Origin of the sequence: Kineosphaera limosa NBRC 100340 (assembly GCF_000298215.1) — a bacterium.
Classification (GTDB): domain Bacteria; phylum Actinomycetota; class Actinomycetes; order Actinomycetales; family Dermatophilaceae; genus Kineosphaera; species Kineosphaera limosa.
This window is the reverse complement of record NZ_BAHD01000094.1, coordinates 1-17,169: the sequence shown is the minus strand read 5'-3', so window position 1 is coordinate 17,169 and position 17,169 is coordinate 1. Positions and strand designations below refer to the sequence as shown.

The window sequence follows — 17,169 nt, the reverse complement described above, 5'->3', positions numbered from 1 at the left end:
GGCGTCTGCGGCGCCTCCCCGGCCGCCGCGTTCAGGCCCGCCGCGATCGCGGCATCCAGGCCGCGCCCCGGGTCGGGCACGACAGTAGCGGCGCCGGTCAGACCGGGGTCCGCGGTGACGACCAGGAGCCGCACCGCCGCGGTCGCTGCCACCGCCGCCAGGGTGTCCAGGGCCAGCGCCCGGGCCAGGTCCTGCGGCCCGGCCGCCCCCGCCGACAGCAGCGGCCCCAGGCCCGCGACGAGGCGCGTCTTGGCGGCCGCCGTACCCTTGACCGGCACGATGACGGTCCAGCGCGGAGCTTGCTCGGCGGTCACAGCTGCTGATCCTGCCATCGGCGCGGATAGGGTGTTGCGCGGCCCGGCGGGTCGGGCACCCGCGAGGGCCGCCGACGCCGGCCGTACCCCACGACACAGACTGGGAGGTCGCATGGTGGGCAGGTCCGGCGCGTGGGCCGCGTATCCGGGGCGCCCGCCGTTGTCGCTGGCCTACCGCAACGCCGTGCGCACGGTCCGCCCCGTGGTGCGGGCGCTGACGCGGCAGGACTGGCAGGGCATGCAGCATCTGCCGCGGGAGGGCGGCTGCGTGGTCGCCGCGAACCACATCTCCCATGCCGATCCGTTTGCGGTGGCCCACTTTCTGCTCGACAACGGCCACCCGCCGTTCTTTCTCGGCAAGGCCTCGTTGTTCGAGCTGCCGGTGCTGGGCCGCTGGCTGGGGGCCTGCGAGCAGATCCCCGTGCATCGGGGCAGTGGCCGGGCCGCCGATGCCTATCGCGATGCGGTGGCGGCTGTCCGCGCCGGCCGGTGCGTCGTCATCATGCCCGAGAGCACCATCACCAAGGACCCGCAGGGCTGGCCGATGCTCGGCAAGACCGGTGCCGCGCGCCTGGCCCTGGAGGTCGGCGCGCCGGTGTTGCCGCTGGCCCAGTGGGGTGCGCGGGAGTTGCTCGATGTCGACGGCACGTTTCGTCCGTGGCGACGGCCGGTCATGCACATGCTGCTCGGACCGCCGGTGCCCTTGGACGACCTGCGCGATCAGCCGGTCAGCGCCGTCGCGCTGCGGGCCGCGACGGCGCGGATCATGGCGGCGATCACTGCGGGCGTCGCCCAGCTGCGGCACGAGGAGGCGCCCACCGATGTGTGGGATCAGACCAGTGGTCGGCGCGTGCCGGTCCCGGAGCAGAGGATGAACGGATGAGACGGGTCGCGGTCTTCGGCACCGGTAGTTGGGGCACGGCCTTCTCCGCCGTCCTCGCGGACGCGGGCAACGACGTCCGGCTCTGGGGTCGGCGCCCCGAGCTCATCGAGACGATCAACAGCACCCGCATCAACGCCGACTATCTGCCCGACCTGAGGCTCTCCCCACAGATCGAGGCGACGACCGACTCCGCCTACGCCCTCGACGGCGCCGACCTCATCGTGCTCGCCGTACCCAGCCAGAAGCTGCGCGAGAACCTCGCCCAGTGGGGTGACCTGGCCGCGACCGGCGCCCCGATCGTGTCCCTGATGAAGGGCATCGAGCTGGGCACGCAGCTGCGCATGACCCAAGTCATCGGTGAGGTCACCGGCGTCCCCCAGGAGCTACTGGCGGTACTCTCCGGCCCGAATCTGGCGCGTGAGATCGCCGCCAAGCACCCCGCCGCCAGCGTCGTCGCCGCCAGCTCCGCCGCGACGGCCGAGCTCGTCGCCGAGGCCTGCGCGACGCCGTACTTCCGCCCCTACACCGACCTCGATGTCGTCGGCGCGGAGTTGGGCGGGGCGACCAAGAATGTCGTCGCGGTCGCGGTCGGCATCGCCGAGGGCATGGGCCTGGGCGACAACACGAAGGCGACGATCATCACCCGCGGCCTGGCCGAGACCGTCCGCCTGGGTGTGGCGCTGGGTGCGCAACCGGGCACGTTCTCCGGGCTGGCCGGGGTCGGTGACCTCATCGCCACCTGCATGTCACCCCTGTCCCGCAACCACCGCGTCGGTGTCGGGCTGGGGCAGGGCGACTCCCTGGAGGAGGTCGTGGCCCGCACCCGGCAGACGGCCGAGGGCGTCACCTCGTGCGAGTCGATCCTGGCCCTGGCGCACAGCGTCGGCGTCGACGTGCCGATCTGCGAAGGAGTCGTGGCCATCGTGCACGACGGGCAGCGGCCCGCGCTCATGGCCGACGCGCTCATGGCCCGGGAGCGCAAGCCCGAGAAGACTTAGCCTGACGGCGTAGACAGAAGACCCAGCCGTCCGACGCCGGAGGGAAAGATCTAGGTGGTGCCAGGCCGGGGTGCCTGCGGCCGGTAATGTCGGGCGACGATGAGCGCCAACCAGCCCCGTCCCCGCGTCGCCGTCGTTTTCGGCGGCCGCTCCTCCGAACATGCCGTGTCGTGCGCCACCGCCGCCGGCGTCATGGCCGCGATCGATCGCACCCGATACGAGGTGCTGCCCATCGGCATCGCTCCCAACGGCCGCTGGGTGTTGTTCGAGGACGACCTGGAGACCCTCGCGCTCAAGCCCGGTCACGTGCCGCAGGTGATCGCCGGCGAGGCGGAGGTCGTGCTGCCGCTGGCGACCGGAGATCACTCGCTGACCAGCGTGCGGCCGGGGGTGGCGCCCGTGGACCTCGGCGACATCGACGTCGTGTTTCCGCTGCTGCACGGGCCGTTCGGGGAGGACGGCACGATCCAGGGGCTCTTGGAGCTCGCCGACATCCCCTACGTCGGCTCCGGGGTGCTGGCCTCCGCGGTGATGATGGACAAGCACTACATGAAGCTCGTCTTCGCCGCCGCCGAGTTGCCGGTCGGCCCGTACGTGGTCATCACCGACAAGCAGTGGCTGACCGACTCCGACGAGTGCGAGGAGCGGGTCGCGGCGCTGGGCTGGCCGGTGTTCGTCAAGCCGTGCCGCGCGGGCTCCAGCGTGGGGATCAGCCGCGTGTCGCGACCCGAGGAGCTGAACCTGGCCATCGAGCGGGCGCGCGAGCATGACCCCAAGGTGATCGTCGAGGCGGCGATCTTCGGTCGCGAAATCGAGTGCGGCATCCTGCAGGGGCGCGGAACCGCGCCGGACCGGGCGAGCGAGCTGGGCGAGATCGTGGTGTCCCAGGACCACGAGTTCTACGACTTCGAGGCCAAGTACCTCGCGGAGGCCGACGTGCGGCTCTCCTGCCCGGCGCAGTTGCCGACTCCCGACACCGAGTGGATCAAGCAGATGGCGTTGACCGCCTTCACCGCCGCCGGCTGCGAGGGCCTGGCCCGCGTCGACTTCTTCTACACCACCGAGGGCGACGTCATTCTCAACGAGATCAACACGATGCCCGGGTTCACGCCGACCTCGATGTACCCGCAGATGTGGGCGGCGACCGGCATCTCCTACTCCGACCTCATCACCGAGCTCATCGAGCTGGCCCGCCACCGCCGACTCGGATTGCGCTGACGCCGACGGCGACCTCGACGATGAGTTCGGCCAACTCGTCGGCGGCCGAGTACATGGGCCACTGACCGGCGGTCAACTGCACCAGGTGCAGATACTCGCTGCTGCGCGCCAGGGTGCGCTCGTTCGCCGCGAAGCGAGTGTCGTCTCCGTCGGAGAGTTGCACGAGCCAGGTCGGCACGCGCAGACCGCGGGCGAGCCGGTTGTCGGGAAAGAGCGGGTGGTCGGTGGTGATCCGCGCGTACTCCTGAATCGCCTCCACCCGCGGGCGGCGCATGTGCGTGCCGTCGGGCAGGCGCAGCAGCGAGTGGCGGACCTCGCGCTCGGCGCCGCCGTTGTCGAGCGTCAGCAAGTCCGCATCGCACTGGGTGATGACCGCGGCGACAAGCCGCTCGAGTTCGTCGGGGTCGCGGGCGACCGCCCCGAAGCTGAAGCGCCGGCGCAGGCCGTCGGCGACCTCCGGCACCATGATGAGATCGACGATCTCCTCGACGTCGGACTGCCCACGAGCCAGGCTGCCGCCCACGGCGATGACCGCCGCGGCCAACTCCGGGTCGGCCAGGGCGGCCTGCGCCACGAACGACGCGGCGTGGTCGTGACCGACGAGCACCGGGCGCTCGAGCCCGAGGGCGCCCACTGCGGCGATGATGCTGCGCCAGGCGTCGCTGGCGTCGCTGGGGTCGGTACTGGACTGGGCGTGCCCGGGCGGGTCCAAGGCGACCAGCCGGCAGCGACCGTCGACGCGCTGCGCAACCACGTCCCAGGCGGGGGCGCAGGAGCCGAGAGTCGGCACGAGCAGCACGTCAGGGCCCGTGCCGCCGTAGTCGAGCGCAGCCAGGTGCCCAGAGCCGTAGGGAACGGTTGTCAAGGTGCGTTCCATCTCAGCAGTCTTTCATCGGGGCCCGGGGATTTCCTGGGGTCGAACCGGGTGAACTGGGACATTACCGGCATCTGCTGCGCAAAGATTGGTGCTGGCACCACGGCCTGCGGCGTCGGCGAACGAGCTATCGGCAGCGGCGTCCGGTGGCGGGCAGTGATGTTGCCGCCGGGGTCAGGTCGCCGAGCACCATCGGCGCCGGCTCGTAGGCGTCGGGCACGAGCACCTGCAGGGCGGGCTCACGGCCATAGGTCGTGAAGCGAGTGCCGTCCGACAGCGGCTCGATGATCCAGTCCACCTCGTCGACGCCGAGGCACTCCAGCGTGGTCGGTGGCGGGGCCGGGACACCGCAGCGGGCGATGATCGCGGGGCTGCCCCAGGCGTGAGTGGCGGCGTTCGCCGGTACTGCGGGGCCGCCTCGCTGGCCTGCGACGGTGTGCGGCCAGGCGATCTGGGCGCACGCGGGAGCGGTGGCCAATGGAGGGACGGCCACCTGCACGACCCCCGAGCAGGCGGTCAGGGCGAGCAGAGCGACGCCCGTGGCGACGACCGTCGCCAGCCTCAACCGTGGACGATCGTGCACGTCAGCGTTCGGGTGATGCCCTCGACGGTCTGGATGCGGTCGAGCACGAACTCGCCGAGCGACTCCAGGTCGTCGGCGGCGATTCGCACGATGAGGTCGTAAGGGCCGGTGACCTCGCTGGCCGACATGACGCCCGTCATCGCCGAGAATGCAGCGGCTACCTTGCCGGAGCTACCCACCTCGGTCTGCACGAGCACATACGCCTGGACCATCAACGGCTCCCGTTCTCTCGTCGCTGCCAGTGCCGGCTCCGGCGGTTCCGGCGGTCCCGGCGGCAGGCGCGCGCGGGGCCGTCTAGCCTGCCGATGACGACATCATGCCTGTTCGCGCCCCCGGAGGTCACGTTCCCCATGCCCCAGACCGAGCCCGCGCCCACCGCATCCACGAAGGCCGCGACGACGGCGACCGGCGAACCGATGACGCTGGCGCAGATCGGTGAGGACGAACTGCTCGCCCGGATCTTCCCGCTGTTGCCGGTGCCCGCCGCGACCTCGCTCGGGCCGGGCGACGACGCGGCGGTCATCGCCAGCGGCATCGGGGAGACCGGGATCGTGTTGACGACCGACACGATGGTGCGCGGCAAGGACTGGCTCGACGAGTGGTCGAGCGCGGCCGACGTCGGCGCCAAGTGCGTCGCCCAGAACCTGGCGGATGTCGCGGCAATGGGGGCTCGTCCGGCGGGGCTGCTTGTCACGCTCATCGCGGACGCCGCGACGCCGCTGCAGTGGGCCGTCGAGCTTTCCCGGGGGATCGGACAGGCCGCCGCCGCGGCCGACACCGGCGTGCTGGGCGGCGATCTCTCCTCCGCGGGTGCGGGGGTGCTGTCGGTGAGCATCACCGCGGTCGGGCGGCTCGACGGACCGCCCGTGACCCGTTCTGGCGCGCGGCCGGGCGACGTGGTGGCCGTAGCCGGCACGCTCGGGCGGGCGGCCGCCGGACTCGAGTTGTTTCTCGCGGGGGACTGGCAGGACGCGCGCGCGGATGCCGTGGAGTTGCTGTCCGCGCAGCGGTGCCCCAGCCCGCCGCTGGCCGCCGGACCCCGAGCCGCGCAGGCGGGGGCGCGCGCGATGATCGACCTGTCCGACGGGCTCGTGCGGGACGCGGGGCGCGTGGCCGCCGCCTCCGGTGTGCGCATCGAACTCTTAGCGGAGGCGCTCGCGCAGGACATCGCGGCGCTGGCGCCCTTCGTCGGCGGCGAGGCCGCGCGGGCGTGCGTGCTCGCCGGAGGTGAGGAGCACTCCCTCCTCGCCTGCTTCCCCGCGGAGCAGGAGCTGCCGCAGGGTTTGCCGCAGGGGTTCCGGCCCATCGGTCGGGTGCTAGCGGCCGGTCCCGAGGGGCCTGGCGTGACCGTCGACGGGGTCGCGCCGCAGGTCAGCGGTTGGGATCACTTCGGCGGCTGAGCCTCGCCGGTCCGGGCGTCGCCGGGGGTCGCCGGGGCGACGCCGGGGCGGAGCCGGGCACAGCAAAGAGCCGCGCGGCCCGCAGGCCGGCGGCTCGATTGCTTCGACAGGTCAGCTCAGCGCTGGACCTTGCCCGCCTTGAGGCAGGAGGTGCACACGTTCAGACGCTTGGGCGTCTTGCCGGCGGCGCCGACCTTGGCGCGGACGCGCTGGATGTTCGGCGTCCAGCGGCGGTTGGTGCGCCGGTGCGAGTGCGAGATGTTGTGACCGAAGGTCGGTCCCTTGCCGCAGACGTCGCAGTTGGCAGCCACGGGAAACTCCTGAGAACGAGAGGAAACTTGATGATGACCGCTGCTGGTCGGATCGCGGGCAGGCCGAGCGTCGTCCAGCAGGAACCGGTCAAGAATAGCCGAGCCCCCGGGTCGCACCCAAATGCCGGCCTGAGAGGCTGAATGGGTGACGACCGACTCCCCGCTGCGAACCCAACTGCGGGCCGCGCTGCGCTCCGCCCGACGCGCCCGAGACGCCACCGCCGTCGCGGCGATCGCAGGGGTGCTGGCGACCCTGGAGAACGCCGAGGCGGTGCCGATCGACCAGGCACCCAGCGCCGGCGCCATCGAGGGCGCCCCACTGGGTGTCGGCGCGGCCGACGCCGCGCGCAAGGTGCTGACCGACGCGCAGGAGCAGCAGCTGTTCGACGTCGAGCTCGCAGCCTGGCGGGAGGCGGAGGAGACCTACCGCAGCGCCGCTCCCGACCGGCTACCGTCGACCCGGCACGCGATCGAGGTGCTCGAGGCCCTGCGCGGCGGCTGATCGGCGCCGGGAAGCGCCCGCGAACGGGCCCAGACCAGGCCTAGACCAGGCGCAGATCAGGCGCAGGCGACCTTCCGCCGCGCGGGGCGCCGACGCCTTGTCCGACGCGTTGTCGGTGGTCGATGTGAGGATGAGTGGCGTGGACGAGCACGAGCGGGACGCAACGGGAGCGGACGCGGACGGTGCAGCCTCCTCCGGCGAGTTGGAGGTGCTGGACGGCGCGGCGCTGCGCCGGTGGGCATTCCGGGCCCGCGCTGCGTTGGCCGCCCACCGACCCGGCATCGACGCGCTCAATGTCTTTCCCGTGCCCGATGGCGACACCGGCACGAACATGCTGCAGACCCTCTCCGGTGCGCTGCGTGGGCTGCGGGAGCACATCGCGGCTCATCCGGACGTCCCGCCGGTCTCCAGCGGCGCTCCCGCGGCCGACATCCCCGTCGCCGACACCTCTGCCGCCGACAACCCCGCCGTCGGGCCCGCGCAGGAGCCGAACGACGAGCACGACGCGCACGCGGTGGCGGTGGACTCGCGGTTGGCGGCGTTGTCCGACTCCACGCTCGTGGCGGCGCGCGGCAATTCGGGGGCCATCTTGTCGGAGCTCATTCGCGGGCTGGTGGCCACCCTGATGCACGCCCGCGGCCGGGTCGATGCGACCGGCTTGGCCAAGGCACTGCGGACGGCGAGCGAGCGAGCCTGGGGTGCGGTCGGCCGACCAGTCGAAGGCACGATGCTCTCGGTGGCCCGATCCGCGGCGAGCGCCGCCGATCGGTCGGCGGCGGGCGGGGGCCGCCTGGCCGACGTGACCGGGGCGGCGGTCGAGGCGGCCGAAGCCGCACTGGCGCGCACCCCCGAGCAACTGCCGACGCTCAAGCGCGCCGGGGTGGTCGACGCCGGCGGAGCTGGACTGGTCGTCGTGCTCTCGGCGCTGCACGAGGTGGTCACCGGCCGGCGGGCCGGCGAGCTGACGGGTGACCCCGGCGATGTGCCGGCGCGCTGCGAGCACGGCGATCACCCACTGGGGGATCAGGTCGAGGTCACCTACCTGGTGGCGGGTCTTGACGAGGCCGCGCGCGACCGGCTGCGCGCGCAACTTGCCGAGCTGGGCGACAGCGTCGTGCTCGCGGGCGACGAGCGCGCGCTGCGGGTGCATGTGCACGTCGAGGCGCAGCGGGTGCAGCAGGCCATCGACGCCGGCGGCGGATCGCAAGCGCTTTCTCATCTGCGCATCGAGGGGCTGCCGCAGGCGCAGCCGCTCGCGCCGACAGGTGGGTCCGGGTTCGTTACCGTTCTCTCCGCGGGGCTGCCGGAGTCGCTGGCCGGTCTCCCCGGCCGCCACCTGCTGGCGGGTGCCGTCGACACCGCCCACGAGCCAGACCCCGCCGGGCTGTTCGCAGCGCTCACCGACGCGCCGGCGTCTCCGATCGTCGTGCTGACCGATGTGGCCGCGAGCGTCGAGCAGCCCGTGCTCGAGGCGCGCCGCGATGGTGTCGAGGTGCTCGTCGTTGCCGCGTCGGCGCTGCCGGCGGCGCTCGCGGCGCTGGCCGTGCATGATCCGCACGCCGAGGTTCACAGCGACGCCCAGGCGATGCAGGCGGCCGCCGACGCGGTGCTGTGCGCGTCGGTCTCCGACGAGCCGGCCCCCGACGAGATTGCCCCGGGCGAGCTGGCTCCTGGCCAGCTTGCGGCGCCAGAACGGTTGCGCCGGAACGCGCTGGCTCAGGTCCAGCAGCTGGTCGAGCGCGGCGGGGGCGAGGCCGAGCTCGTGACGATCTGCGCACGCCCGTCCGCGGTCGCGGTGGCCCAGCAGATCGCCGACGAGCTGGCCGCCGGAGCCGGGGGGCACCGTGCCCTCGAGGTGCAGGTCGTCCTCGTCGGCGAACAAGCCGCCGACCCGCTGACCATCGGAGTCGAGTGAGATGTGGCTGCGGAGGGTGATGGCCAGATGCGAGGCAAGGAGGGCAGTGCGGTGGTGACGTTGCAGACGCCGCTGTCGAGCCGACTGCTCGGCAGCTACGCCCAGCCGCTGCAGCAGCAACGGGGTCTGCAGACGGTCGAGGACCTGCTCTGGTTTCTGCCGCGCCGCTACCTCGACGGGCAGGAGGAGCTGACCGAGTTCACCGAGGGCGAATACGTCGTGCTCGAAGGGACCGTCCGCACGGTCGCCAAGCGCCCGATGTCGGGGCGCCGGCGCTCCATGCTCAACGTCCTCATCAGCACCGCCGTGGGTGACCTCGAGGTCACCTTCTTCAGCGTCTACGGCCACCAGGATCGCCTGATCCCGGGGGCGAAGGGGCTGTTCGAGGGACGGGTGGGCAGGTACGGCAGTAGATGGCAGCTGTCCCACCCCAGTTACGAGATGCTCTCGGATCTCGATGACGACGCCCCTACCCCCGATGCGGGGCACGGCCTGCGCGACCAGGGGGGTACTCCCGGTCTCGGGGTCGTGGCGCGCGCCCTCCATCCGGTCTACCTGGAGGTGCGCGGAGTTCCCAGCTGGACCATCAATCGCCTCGTCGCCACGGTTCTGGGCGCGATGAGCGACGACGGCGACCCGCTGCCGGCGGAGTTGCGGCGGCGACGCGACCTGCCCGGGTACGTGGCGGCGATGCGGCACCTGCATCTGCCGGAACACCGTGACGACGTCGCGAAGGGCAAGAAGCGGCTGAAGTACGACGAGGCGCTGCTCATGCAACTCGCGCTCGGCATGCGCCGGCGCGCCCAACAGCAGGCGCCGGCGGTGCCGCGGGCACCGCGCCAGGGCGGCTTGCTCGAAGCCTTCGACAAGCGGCTGCCGTTCACGCTGACCGCTGGTCAGCGCGCCGTGGGCGAGGAGATCGCCGCCGACCTGGCCCGCTCGCACCCGATGAACCGGCTGCTGCAGGGCGAGGTCGGCTCCGGCAAGACCGTCGTCGCGCTGCGCGCGATGCTCGCGGTCATCGACGCCGGTGGGCAGGCCGCCCTGCTGGCCCCCACCGAGGTGCTCGCCGCTCAGCACTACCGCACGATCACCACGCTGCTCGGTGACCTCGCCCAGGGCGGCATGCTCGGCGGCGACCTCGACCGCGGCACCCGCGTCGCGCTGTTGACGGGCAGCCAGTCGGCGGCAGCCCGAAAGCAGGCACTGCTGGCGGCAGCGTCGGGTGAGGCTGGGATCGTCGTCGGCACCCACGCGCTCATCCAGAAGCATGTGCAGCTCGCTGACCTGGGGCTGGTCGTCGTCGACGAGCAGCACCGCTTCGGCGTCGAGCAGCGCGACGCCCTGCGCGAGAAGGCCAAGAAGCCCCCGCACGTGCTCGTCATGACCGCCACGCCCATCCCGCGCACGGTCGCCATGACGGTCTTCGGCGACATGGATACGAGCGTGCTGGCCGAGCTGCCCGCGGGGCGTCAGCCGATCGGCTCCTTCGTCGTCGGCAATCGGCTCTGGTACGAGCGGACCTGGGGTCGCGTCGCCGACGAGGTGCGCGCCGGACGCCAGGTCTACGTCGTGTGCCCGCGCATCGGCGAGGAGTGGGAGGAGCGCAGTGCCGTGCCCACCGGGGCGGAGGCGCTGAACAGCGAGCGGGCGTGGCTGACGATGACCGACGCCATGTACTACGGCGACGACGACCCGGAGCGAGACGAGGGGGTGCCACTGCGCGGGGTCCACGAGGTGGCCCGCGAACTTCGTGAGCTGCCGGCCCTGCGTGACGTGCGCGTCGGGATCCTGCACGGCCGCCTGACGCCCGATGAGAAGGACCGGGCCATGGCGGCCTTCACCGCCGGGGAGATCGACGTGCTGGTCTCCACGACCGTCGTCGAGGTCGGCGTCGACGTGCCGAATGCGACGCTCATGGTGGTCACCAACTCCGACCGGTTCGGCATCTCCCAGTTGCACCAGCTGCGCGGTCGGGTCGGGCGGGGCGAGCACCCGGGGTTGTGCCTGTTCGTTCTCTCGGGGGTGCCCGACATCGACCACCCCGGGACACCCGGGCTGCGCCCCGGCGACCCCAACGATCAACGGCGCTCGCCCGCGGTCGAGCGGATGACCGCCATCGCGGCCACCAACGACGGCTTCGAACTCTCGCAACTGGACCTGCAGTACCGCCGCGAGGGCGACATCCTCGGGGCCCGGCAGAGCGGCGGGACTTCACTGCGGATGCTGTCGCTGCGTGGTGGCGACGACGCACAGATCATCGAGGCCGCCCGAGAAGACGCCGCTGCGCTGCTCGACCAAGACCCGACCCTGGCGGGCCAGCCGCACCTGTCATACCTGGTCAACATGGTCGTCGACGAGCAGCAGGCCGCCTTCCTGGAGCGCGGATGACCCGCATCATCGCCGGGGCCGCCGGGGGTCGGCGGCTCGCGACACCGCCCGGCGCGGGCACCCGCCCGACGAGCGACCGGGTGCGCGAAGCGATCTTCTCCCGCCTCGAGCACCTCGAGGTCATCGAGGGTGCTCGCGTGCTCGATCTGTACGCCGGCTCGGGGGCGCTCGGCCTGGAGGCGCTGAGCCGCGGCGCGGGCCACGTCGTGCTCGTCGACAGCGCCCGAAAGGCCGCCGAGATCGCCCGTCGTAATGCCCGGGACGTGGCGGCCGCCCGGCCCGGGGCTGGTCGCGCTGCGGACCTGGTCGAGGTCCGCGCCGAGCCGGTCGCCCGGTATCTGCGAGCGCCGGCACCCGCCGACGTCGACCTGGCCTTTCTCGACCCGCCCTACGACCTGTCTGAGGACGAGCTCGCCCAGATGCTGGTGTTGTTGTGCGCGCGCCTGGCACCGGAGGCCGTCGTCGTCGTCGAGCGCTCCGCCCGCTCGCCCGAACCGCGCTGGCCCCACCGGGCCGACGAGCCGAACCCCACGGTGTCGGACGTCGCCGAACAAGGACCGACATTGGCCCCCGTCGCCGACCGTAGCTACGGCGAGACGCGGGTCTGGTTCGCCGAATTCGCCTAGTCGACAGGCTTTTTGGCGCGCCACTGTCCAGCTGTTGGGACGCTGGGGTCACACCATGGTCACGAGCCGGGCGTCAACCTATCGGGGCTGTGAGAACCCGCCATAGCATCGCTGACGTGGATCGGTCGACGCGAGCCCGATGGTGGCATGCGGCGGGCGTAGGGGCGCTCGCTGTGCTCGTTGCGACCGAATTCGTGATCCTGGGCCTGCCGGTCCTCGCCGCGCCCGCCTTCACCGGCCTGGCCCTCGGTGCGTACTTGTGCTCGCCGCTGCACCGCCGGCCCGGCCCGTCCCACTGGGCCGCCCAACGTCTGCTCGTGCGCGACGAGCGACCCGTTGTCTACTGGCGGCCCGGCTGCCGGCACACCCTGCGGCTGCGCTGGGCGCTGCGCCGAGCGGGCATCCCGCCCGCCGCCCTGACGTGGGTCGACATCTGGCACGACACGGAGGGTGCGGCGTATGTGCGCGACCTCAACGACGGAGCCGAGTTGGTGCCGACCGTGATCCTGCCGGACGGCACCGCGGTCGCCCACCCCGACCCGCAGCTCGTGATCGACGCGGTCCGCGACCCCCGGCAGTCCCGCTCGAGCCCGCCTGCCGCCGCACACCAGGGTTCGAACAACCAGAGTCCGAACAACGAGGGCTCGAACGCCTCGGCCTCGGACGAGCAGGCCCCAGCCTCAGTCGGCGAGCTTGGCCGTCAGCGCCGCCCACACGGCCGCCGGAAGCAACCCGGAGACGTCGCCGCCGTAGCGGGCGACCTCCTTGATCAGTGAGCTGGAGACCTCGTTGAGGCCGGGCTCGCCGGGCATGAAGAGAGTCTCGACGCCGGTGAGGCGCCGGTTCATCACGGCCATCGGCAGCTCGTAGGAGTAGTCGACCTCGCCGCGCAGGCCCTTGACGATGGCCTGCGCATCGACCTGCTCGCACAGCTCGACGAGCAAGCGGCCACCGAACGGCATGACCCGCACCCCGCCCAGATCCCGCACCTGCTCCGTCAGCAGTTCCACCCGCTCCTGCAGGCTGAACAGGGAGTGCTTGGCCGGATTGTCGAGCACCGCGACGACCACCTCGTCGTAGAGTCGAGCGGCTCGGTTGATGACATCCAGGTGGCCCAGCGTCACAGGGTCGAAGGAGCCGGGGCAGACACAGCGTCGCATCTTCGCGAACCTAGCAGCCCGGCCACCGACCGGGGCGGCCCCGCCGAGATAGCGTCTGCGGGCAGTGCTTTTGGGCGCGCGACCGGGCCTGGTCTAGACTGATGTGCCGGTCTGCGTCCAGGTGCCCCCGTCCCGTACGGTGCGGCGCCGGAGAAACGCAGACCGAACCACTGCCGAACCCCCGCTGGGTCCCAAAGCCCAGCTGACCCCGAGTGCCCATCGTCGGCGAGACGAAGTGAAGTGAACCTCATGAAGACGCTGGACCCGCGTGCGCCTCTGGTGCTCGATACCCGCGCCCTGCAGCGCAGGCCGGGGTCGATGCTCGAGGTCTCCCGCTCCGTCCCTGCACCCGACGACCTGGGTACCGATGTCATCGCCATCCGAGCGGGCTCGCCGATCGATCTCGATCTGCGACTGGAGTCCGTGATGGAGGGCGTGCTGGTCAGCGGTTCGGTGCGGGCGCAGGCTCAGGGTGCCTGCGTGCGCTGCCTGGACCCGGTCACCGAGGCGATCGAGGTGCCGATCCAGGAGTTGTTCGCCTACGCCGACCGCGCCGCGCACCACCAGGAGGTCGGGGCGGACGACGACGAGGACCAGCGGGTCCTCGAGGGTGACCTGCTCGACCTGGAAGACGTAGTGCGGGACGCAGTGGTGCCTGCCCTGCCGTTCCAGCCGGTGTGCGACGAGAACTGCCCGGGGTTGTGCTCCGAATGTGGAGCGCACCTGGCGGACGATCCGAGCCACCAGCACGAGATCATCGACCCGCGCTGGGCGAGCCTGCAGCAGCTCGCGAACCCCGACGGGTCGAGCACCACCGAAGACGACGAAGAGAAGAGGAACTGACGTGGCCGTCCCGAAGCGGAAGATGTCGCGCTCCAACACCCGCTCCCGCCGGGCGCAGTGGAAGGCGACGGCGACGACCTTGACGTCGTGCCCCCGCTGCTCCGCGCCCAAGCAGCCGCACATCGCCTGCCCCTCCTGCGGCACCTACGCTGGCCGGCACTACCCCTCGGCCGAGCGGACCGAGCACCAGAGCTGACGTCCGGGGTGAGCTGATGGGCTCCTCCCGCGCCGCAGCCAACAGCGAGCGGCGAGACGTCGCAGGCCTGGTCGAGGCGATTCACGGCATCCTCGGCATCCCGATCGAGGAGTCGCTGCTCGACCATGCCCTGACGCACCGCTCGTACGCGTACGAGAACGGCGGCATCCCCAACAACGAGCGCCTGGAGTTTCTCGGCGACTCGGTGTTGGGGCTTGTCGTTACCGAGTCGCTCTACGCCGACCATCCCGACATGGCGGAGGGGCAGCTGGCCAAGCTGCGCGCCGCCGTGGTCAACATGCGTGCGCTCGGTTCCGTCGCGCGCCGCCTTGAGCTGGGCGACTACCTGCTGCTCGGTCGCGGTGAGGAGGCGACCGGCGGGCGCGACAAGACGTCGATTCTCGCCGACACCGTCGAGGCGCTCATCGGCACGGTGTATCTCGCGCACGGGCTGGAGCAGGCCCGCCGTTTCGTGCACCACCTCGTCGACCCGCTGCTCGCGTCCTCGGCGCGCCTGGGTGCCGGGTTGGACTGGAAGACGAGCCTGCAGGAGTTGGCCGCCTCCGGCTCCTTCGGTAGTCCCGAGTACCGGGTCAGCGAAGAGGGCCCGGATCACGAGAAGGTGTTCACCGCGCACGTCGTCATCAGCGAGGAGGTGCTCGGCGACGGCAATGGCCGCTCCAAGAAGGAGGCCGAGCAGAAGGCCGCCGAGCAGGCTTGGAAAGAGCTGACCCGCCGCGCCAACGCCGTGCTCACCAGCGAGCCGGAGCCGGAGGCGCTCGACGGCGAGGCTGACGAGACCGACGAAGCGGGCGCCTGAGCGGCGATGCCGGAGCTGCCGGAGGTCGAGGTCGTCCGCGCCGGCCTGGCCGACCATGTCGTGGGTCGCGATCTGCTGGCCGCCACGCTGACCGGCACCCGGGTCGCGCGCCGGCATCTGCCGGGCGCCGCGGATCTCGTCGACCGGGTCACCGGCACGCACGTGCAGGCGGCCCGTCGCCGCGGCAAGTACCTGTGGCTGGAGTTGGTCCGCGGCCATGACTTGCCGGTCCAGGGGTCCGATCGGGAGGCGCCGTTCGCGCTCGTCATCCACCTCGGAATGAGCGGGCAGTTACTGGTGCAGGCCCCGGATGCGCCGGACCCCAAGCATCTGCACGCGCGCTTCGAGCTTTCCGATGGGCGCGAGCTGCGCTTCGTCGACCAGCGCACGTTCGGCGGCCTCTCCCTGGCCGAGCTGCTGCCTTCGAAGCGCGACGGCCAGCCGGTGCCCGAACCGGTGACCCACATCGGGCCGGACCCGTTCGAGGCGACCTTCGACCTCCCCTTGGCCGTGCGGCGCTTCAAGGCCCGGCGGAGTGCGATCAAACGGGCGCTTCTGGATCAGCAACTCGTCTCCGGCATCGGCAACATCTACGCCGACGAGGCGTTGTGGCGGGCGGGCATTCACGGGCAGCGGTACGCCGAGGACCTCACCAAACCGGCCCTGACGCGCCTGCTCGGCCACGCCCGCGACGTCATGGCCGCCGCCCTGGAGGCCGGCGGCACGAGCTTCGACGCCCTCTACGTCAACGTCAACGGCGCCAGCGGCTACTTCGACCGCTCCCTGCACGCCTACGGCCGCGAGGGGCAGCCGTGCGACCGCTGCGGCACCCCGATCCGGCGCGAGCACTTCATGAACCGCTCGAGCTTCTTCTGCCCGCGATGCCAGAAGGTGCCACGCTCGCGGCGGAGGTAGCCGAAGGTCATGCGTCCCGCTCATCGGTCAAGAGCTCATCGATGGAGGCGGCGGTTCGCAATTTCTGCCGGGGAACGTCGGTCAGTCGCGAGCCGGTGCGACGTGTGGGTGGCAGCAGTTCGAGCCCGTGTTCCCGCGGCACGATGCGATCGATCTGGGTGTATTGGCGGGTGACCGTCGCCGATTCGCCGGTTGAACTTGACGGACTTCGTAGGTGTTGTGTTCCGATCGGTTCGGGGACGGGTTCGCCTTCGGCGTAGAGGTCCTCGACCACCTCGCGAACCAGGTCGCGCAGGCCCGAAAGGGTCTCCGCCTGGGTGCAGCCCAGCCAGGAGAGCGACGGCAGTTCAAGGCAGGTCGCGACGAATCTCTGTTCTTCGGCAGACCAGGTGACGCGATACCCGTAGTGGGTGATGTCGATCCTGTCGGTCACGCTCCTGCCCCCTCTTGTCGATCGCTGGCGGATCCCTGGGCTCCGCTGCCTGTGTCCGCTACTTGGTCTGATTGGGATGCGCGGTATGTACCTGCTCCAGATAGACCGTGTTGCCGTCCACGTAGAACCACACGCGAGCCGTGCCTTCTTGCGTGGGTTTGTGCTGCCAGCGCGGATTCCGGATCGTTGCCACGAGGTCGCGCCAGCCCTTTTCTGACTGCTTCGTGGCGAACTTCAAGACGTACTCCGACTTCTTCGCCGGTCGCGGGACCACGGTCTCCTTGGGCATGGTCAGGGGCGCTCGACGACAGCATCGTCGGCATCGTCGAGCCATTCGATCGGCTGTGAGCCCAAGCCTGCGGCGATCGCCGTGGCCGTCTCGCGCCAGCTGGTGAGTTTGCTGATCGCCAGGTGCGGCTGTTGCGTCGAGAAGGATGCCCGCGCCGCGTCGATGACGTCCCGGGCGCACGCATCCCGCTCCTGAACGCTCAGCGCGTACATCCACGGGTAACGGCTGGCCATGCGCTCGGTCAGCGGGCCGTCCTCAAGTGCCACGGTGATGAGGGTGGCGGCAATGTTCAGGAGCGCGGCCCGCGCGTCGGCTTCGCGCTGGGACATGAGCACCAGGGACTCGCCGTCACGGCGGGTCACCGTGACCGGGTGGTCCTCCGCCTCGGCGAAGACCTCGGCCGAGTGCTTGCTCAGGTCCGAGGAACGCCGGGTGGCCACGGGGAGGTCGGTTGCGCCAGTCATGGACCACATCCTATTCGGAACGTATTCGGACTCC

Annotated in this window: 22 protein-coding genes; 13 read left to right on the top strand and 9 right to left on the bottom strand. The window is 71.4% G+C overall.

Features of this window, described 5'->3' with window-relative positions; genetic code table 11:
• A partial coding sequence (locus KILIM_RS19905; protein WP_006594554.1) for a glycosyltransferase family protein occupies positions 1–314 on the bottom strand: 314 nt, incomplete at its 3' end.
• A gap of 112 nt (positions 315–426) precedes the next feature.
• On the opposite strand from KILIM_RS19905, the gene KILIM_RS19900 reads away from it, so the two are divergent.
• The 3 genes from KILIM_RS19900 to KILIM_RS19890 all read left to right on the top strand — a co-directional run bounded on the left by KILIM_RS19900 (position 427) and on the right by KILIM_RS19890 (position 3,413).
• On the top strand, positions 427–1,197 hold the full coding sequence (locus tag KILIM_RS19900; RefSeq protein ID WP_006594553.1) for a lysophospholipid acyltransferase family protein: 771 nt from the start codon (positions 427–429) through the stop codon (positions 1,195–1,197).
• A complete protein-coding gene (locus KILIM_RS19895; RefSeq protein WP_006594552.1) occupies positions 1,194–2,195 on the top strand; it encodes an NAD(P)H-dependent glycerol-3-phosphate dehydrogenase in 1,002 nt (333 codons plus the stop codon). The genes KILIM_RS19900 and KILIM_RS19895 overlap by 4 nt, the downstream gene beginning before the upstream one ends.
• Before the next feature lie 99 nt (positions 2,196–2,294).
• Positions 2,295–3,413, top strand: a complete 1,119-nt coding sequence (locus KILIM_RS19890) for a D-alanine--D-alanine ligase family protein (protein WP_006594551.1) — start codon at positions 2,295–2,297, stop codon at positions 3,411–3,413.
• On the opposite strand, the gene KILIM_RS22865 is transcribed toward KILIM_RS19890, so the two are convergent.
• From KILIM_RS22865 to KILIM_RS19875, 3 genes are all read right to left on the bottom strand, one after another.
• Positions 3,373–4,290, bottom strand: coding sequence for an alpha/beta fold hydrolase (locus KILIM_RS22865; protein WP_006594550.1), 918 nt, complete (start codon positions 4,288–4,290; stop codon positions 3,373–3,375). The two genes, KILIM_RS19890 and KILIM_RS22865, sit on opposite strands and share 41 nt — an antisense overlap.
• A gap of 124 nt (positions 4,291–4,414) precedes the next feature.
• Entirely contained in the window at positions 4,415–4,852 is a 438-nt protein-coding gene (locus KILIM_RS19880) for a DUF3515 family protein (protein WP_006594549.1), read from the bottom strand.
• On the bottom strand, positions 4,849–5,082 hold the full coding sequence (locus KILIM_RS19875) for an Lrp/AsnC family transcriptional regulator (protein WP_006594548.1): 234 nt from the start codon (positions 5,080–5,082) through the stop codon (positions 4,849–4,851). Before KILIM_RS19875 ends, KILIM_RS19880 begins: the two co-directional genes overlap by 4 nt.
• A 204-nt stretch (positions 5,083–5,286) precedes the next feature.
• Here KILIM_RS19875 and thiL point away from each other — a divergent pair, with 204 nt between their 5' ends.
• On the top strand, positions 5,287–6,270 hold the full coding sequence (gene thiL / locus KILIM_RS19870; protein WP_006594547.1) for a thiamine-phosphate kinase: 984 nt from the start codon (positions 5,287–5,289) through the stop codon (positions 6,268–6,270).
• A 116-nt stretch (positions 6,271–6,386) separates the two neighbouring features.
• Here thiL and rpmB read toward each other — a convergent pair whose 3' ends face one another.
• A complete protein-coding gene (gene rpmB, locus KILIM_RS19865) occupies positions 6,387–6,581 on the bottom strand; it encodes a 50S ribosomal protein L28 (protein ID WP_040563938.1) in 195 nt (64 codons plus the stop codon).
• Positions 6,582–6,726: 145 nt separating this feature from the next.
• Between rpmB and KILIM_RS22860 the strand changes: the two genes are divergently transcribed.
• From KILIM_RS22860 to KILIM_RS22850, 5 genes are all read left to right on the top strand, one after another.
• Positions 6,727–7,083: a hypothetical protein gene (locus KILIM_RS22860; RefSeq protein WP_006594545.1), complete on the top strand. Its 357-nt coding sequence runs from the start codon at positions 6,727–6,729 to the stop codon at positions 7,081–7,083.
• 139 nt (positions 7,084–7,222) lie between these two features.
• Positions 7,223–8,998, top strand: a complete 1,776-nt coding sequence (locus tag KILIM_RS22855; RefSeq protein WP_006594544.1) for a DAK2 domain-containing protein — start codon at positions 7,223–7,225, stop codon at positions 8,996–8,998.
• A gap of 27 nt (positions 8,999–9,025) precedes the next feature.
• Entirely contained in the window at positions 9,026–11,389 is a 2,364-nt protein-coding gene (locus KILIM_RS19850; protein ID WP_051988902.1) for an ATP-dependent DNA helicase RecG, read from the top strand.
• Complete coding sequence (rsmD, locus tag KILIM_RS19845) at positions 11,386–12,015, top strand: 16S rRNA (guanine(966)-N(2))-methyltransferase RsmD (protein ID WP_006594542.1); 630 nt, start codon at positions 11,386–11,388, stop codon at positions 12,013–12,015. The genes KILIM_RS19850 and rsmD overlap by 4 nt, the downstream gene beginning before the upstream one ends.
• A 116-nt stretch (positions 12,016–12,131) precedes the next feature.
• The gene (locus KILIM_RS22850) at positions 12,132–12,791 is read left to right on the top strand and encodes a thioredoxin domain-containing protein (RefSeq protein ID WP_157551847.1); all 660 of its coding nucleotides are present in this window, start codon (positions 12,132–12,134) and stop codon (positions 12,789–12,791) included.
• Here KILIM_RS22850 and coaD read toward each other — a convergent pair.
• The gene (coaD, locus tag KILIM_RS19835) at positions 12,696–13,175 is read right to left on the bottom strand and encodes a pantetheine-phosphate adenylyltransferase (protein WP_006594540.1); all 480 of its coding nucleotides are present in this window, start codon (positions 13,173–13,175) and stop codon (positions 12,696–12,698) included. The two genes, KILIM_RS22850 and coaD, sit on opposite strands and share 96 nt — an antisense overlap.
• A gap of 249 nt (positions 13,176–13,424) precedes the next feature.
• On the opposite strand from coaD, the gene KILIM_RS19830 reads away from it, so the two are divergent.
• From KILIM_RS19830 to mutM, 4 genes are read left to right on the top strand one after another with little or no spacing between them, the layout of a single operon-like run.
• Positions 13,425–14,018 (top strand): YceD family protein, encoded by a 594-nt coding sequence (locus tag KILIM_RS19830; RefSeq protein WP_040563940.1) that lies wholly within the window; start codon positions 13,425–13,427, stop codon positions 14,016–14,018.
• A 1-nt stretch (position 14,019) separates the two neighbouring features.
• Entirely contained in the window at positions 14,020–14,214 is a 195-nt protein-coding gene (gene rpmF / locus KILIM_RS19825; RefSeq protein WP_006594538.1) for a 50S ribosomal protein L32, read from the top strand.
• A 16-nt stretch (positions 14,215–14,230) separates the two neighbouring features.
• Positions 14,231–15,034 (top strand): ribonuclease III, encoded by an 804-nt coding sequence (rnc, locus tag KILIM_RS19820; protein ID WP_006594537.1) that lies wholly within the window; start codon positions 14,231–14,233, stop codon positions 15,032–15,034.
• Positions 15,035–15,040: 6 nt separating this feature from the next.
• Positions 15,041–15,949 (top strand): bifunctional DNA-formamidopyrimidine glycosylase/DNA-(apurinic or apyrimidinic site) lyase, encoded by a 909-nt coding sequence (gene mutM / locus KILIM_RS19815; RefSeq protein ID WP_006594536.1) that lies wholly within the window; start codon positions 15,041–15,043, stop codon positions 15,947–15,949.
• A 7-nt stretch (positions 15,950–15,956) separates the two neighbouring features.
• Here the strand turns inward: mutM and KILIM_RS24745 are convergent, their stop codons facing one another.
• Genes KILIM_RS24745 through KILIM_RS19800 form a run of 3 tightly spaced genes read right to left on the bottom strand, consistent with a single transcriptional unit; the run spans position 15,957 to position 17,135 of the window.
• On the bottom strand, positions 15,957–16,382 hold the full coding sequence (locus tag KILIM_RS24745) for a type II toxin-antitoxin system HicB family antitoxin (protein ID WP_006594535.1): 426 nt from the start codon (positions 16,380–16,382) through the stop codon (positions 15,957–15,959).
• Positions 16,383–16,440: 58 nt separating this feature from the next.
• Positions 16,441–16,671, bottom strand: a complete 231-nt coding sequence (locus KILIM_RS19805) for a hypothetical protein (protein ID WP_040563937.1) — start codon at positions 16,669–16,671, stop codon at positions 16,441–16,443.
• Positions 16,672–16,673: 2 nt separating this feature from the next.
• Positions 16,674–17,135, bottom strand: a complete 462-nt coding sequence (locus KILIM_RS19800; RefSeq protein ID WP_006594533.1) for a hypothetical protein — start codon at positions 17,133–17,135, stop codon at positions 16,674–16,676.
• Positions 17,136–17,169: the final 34 nt, after the last annotated feature.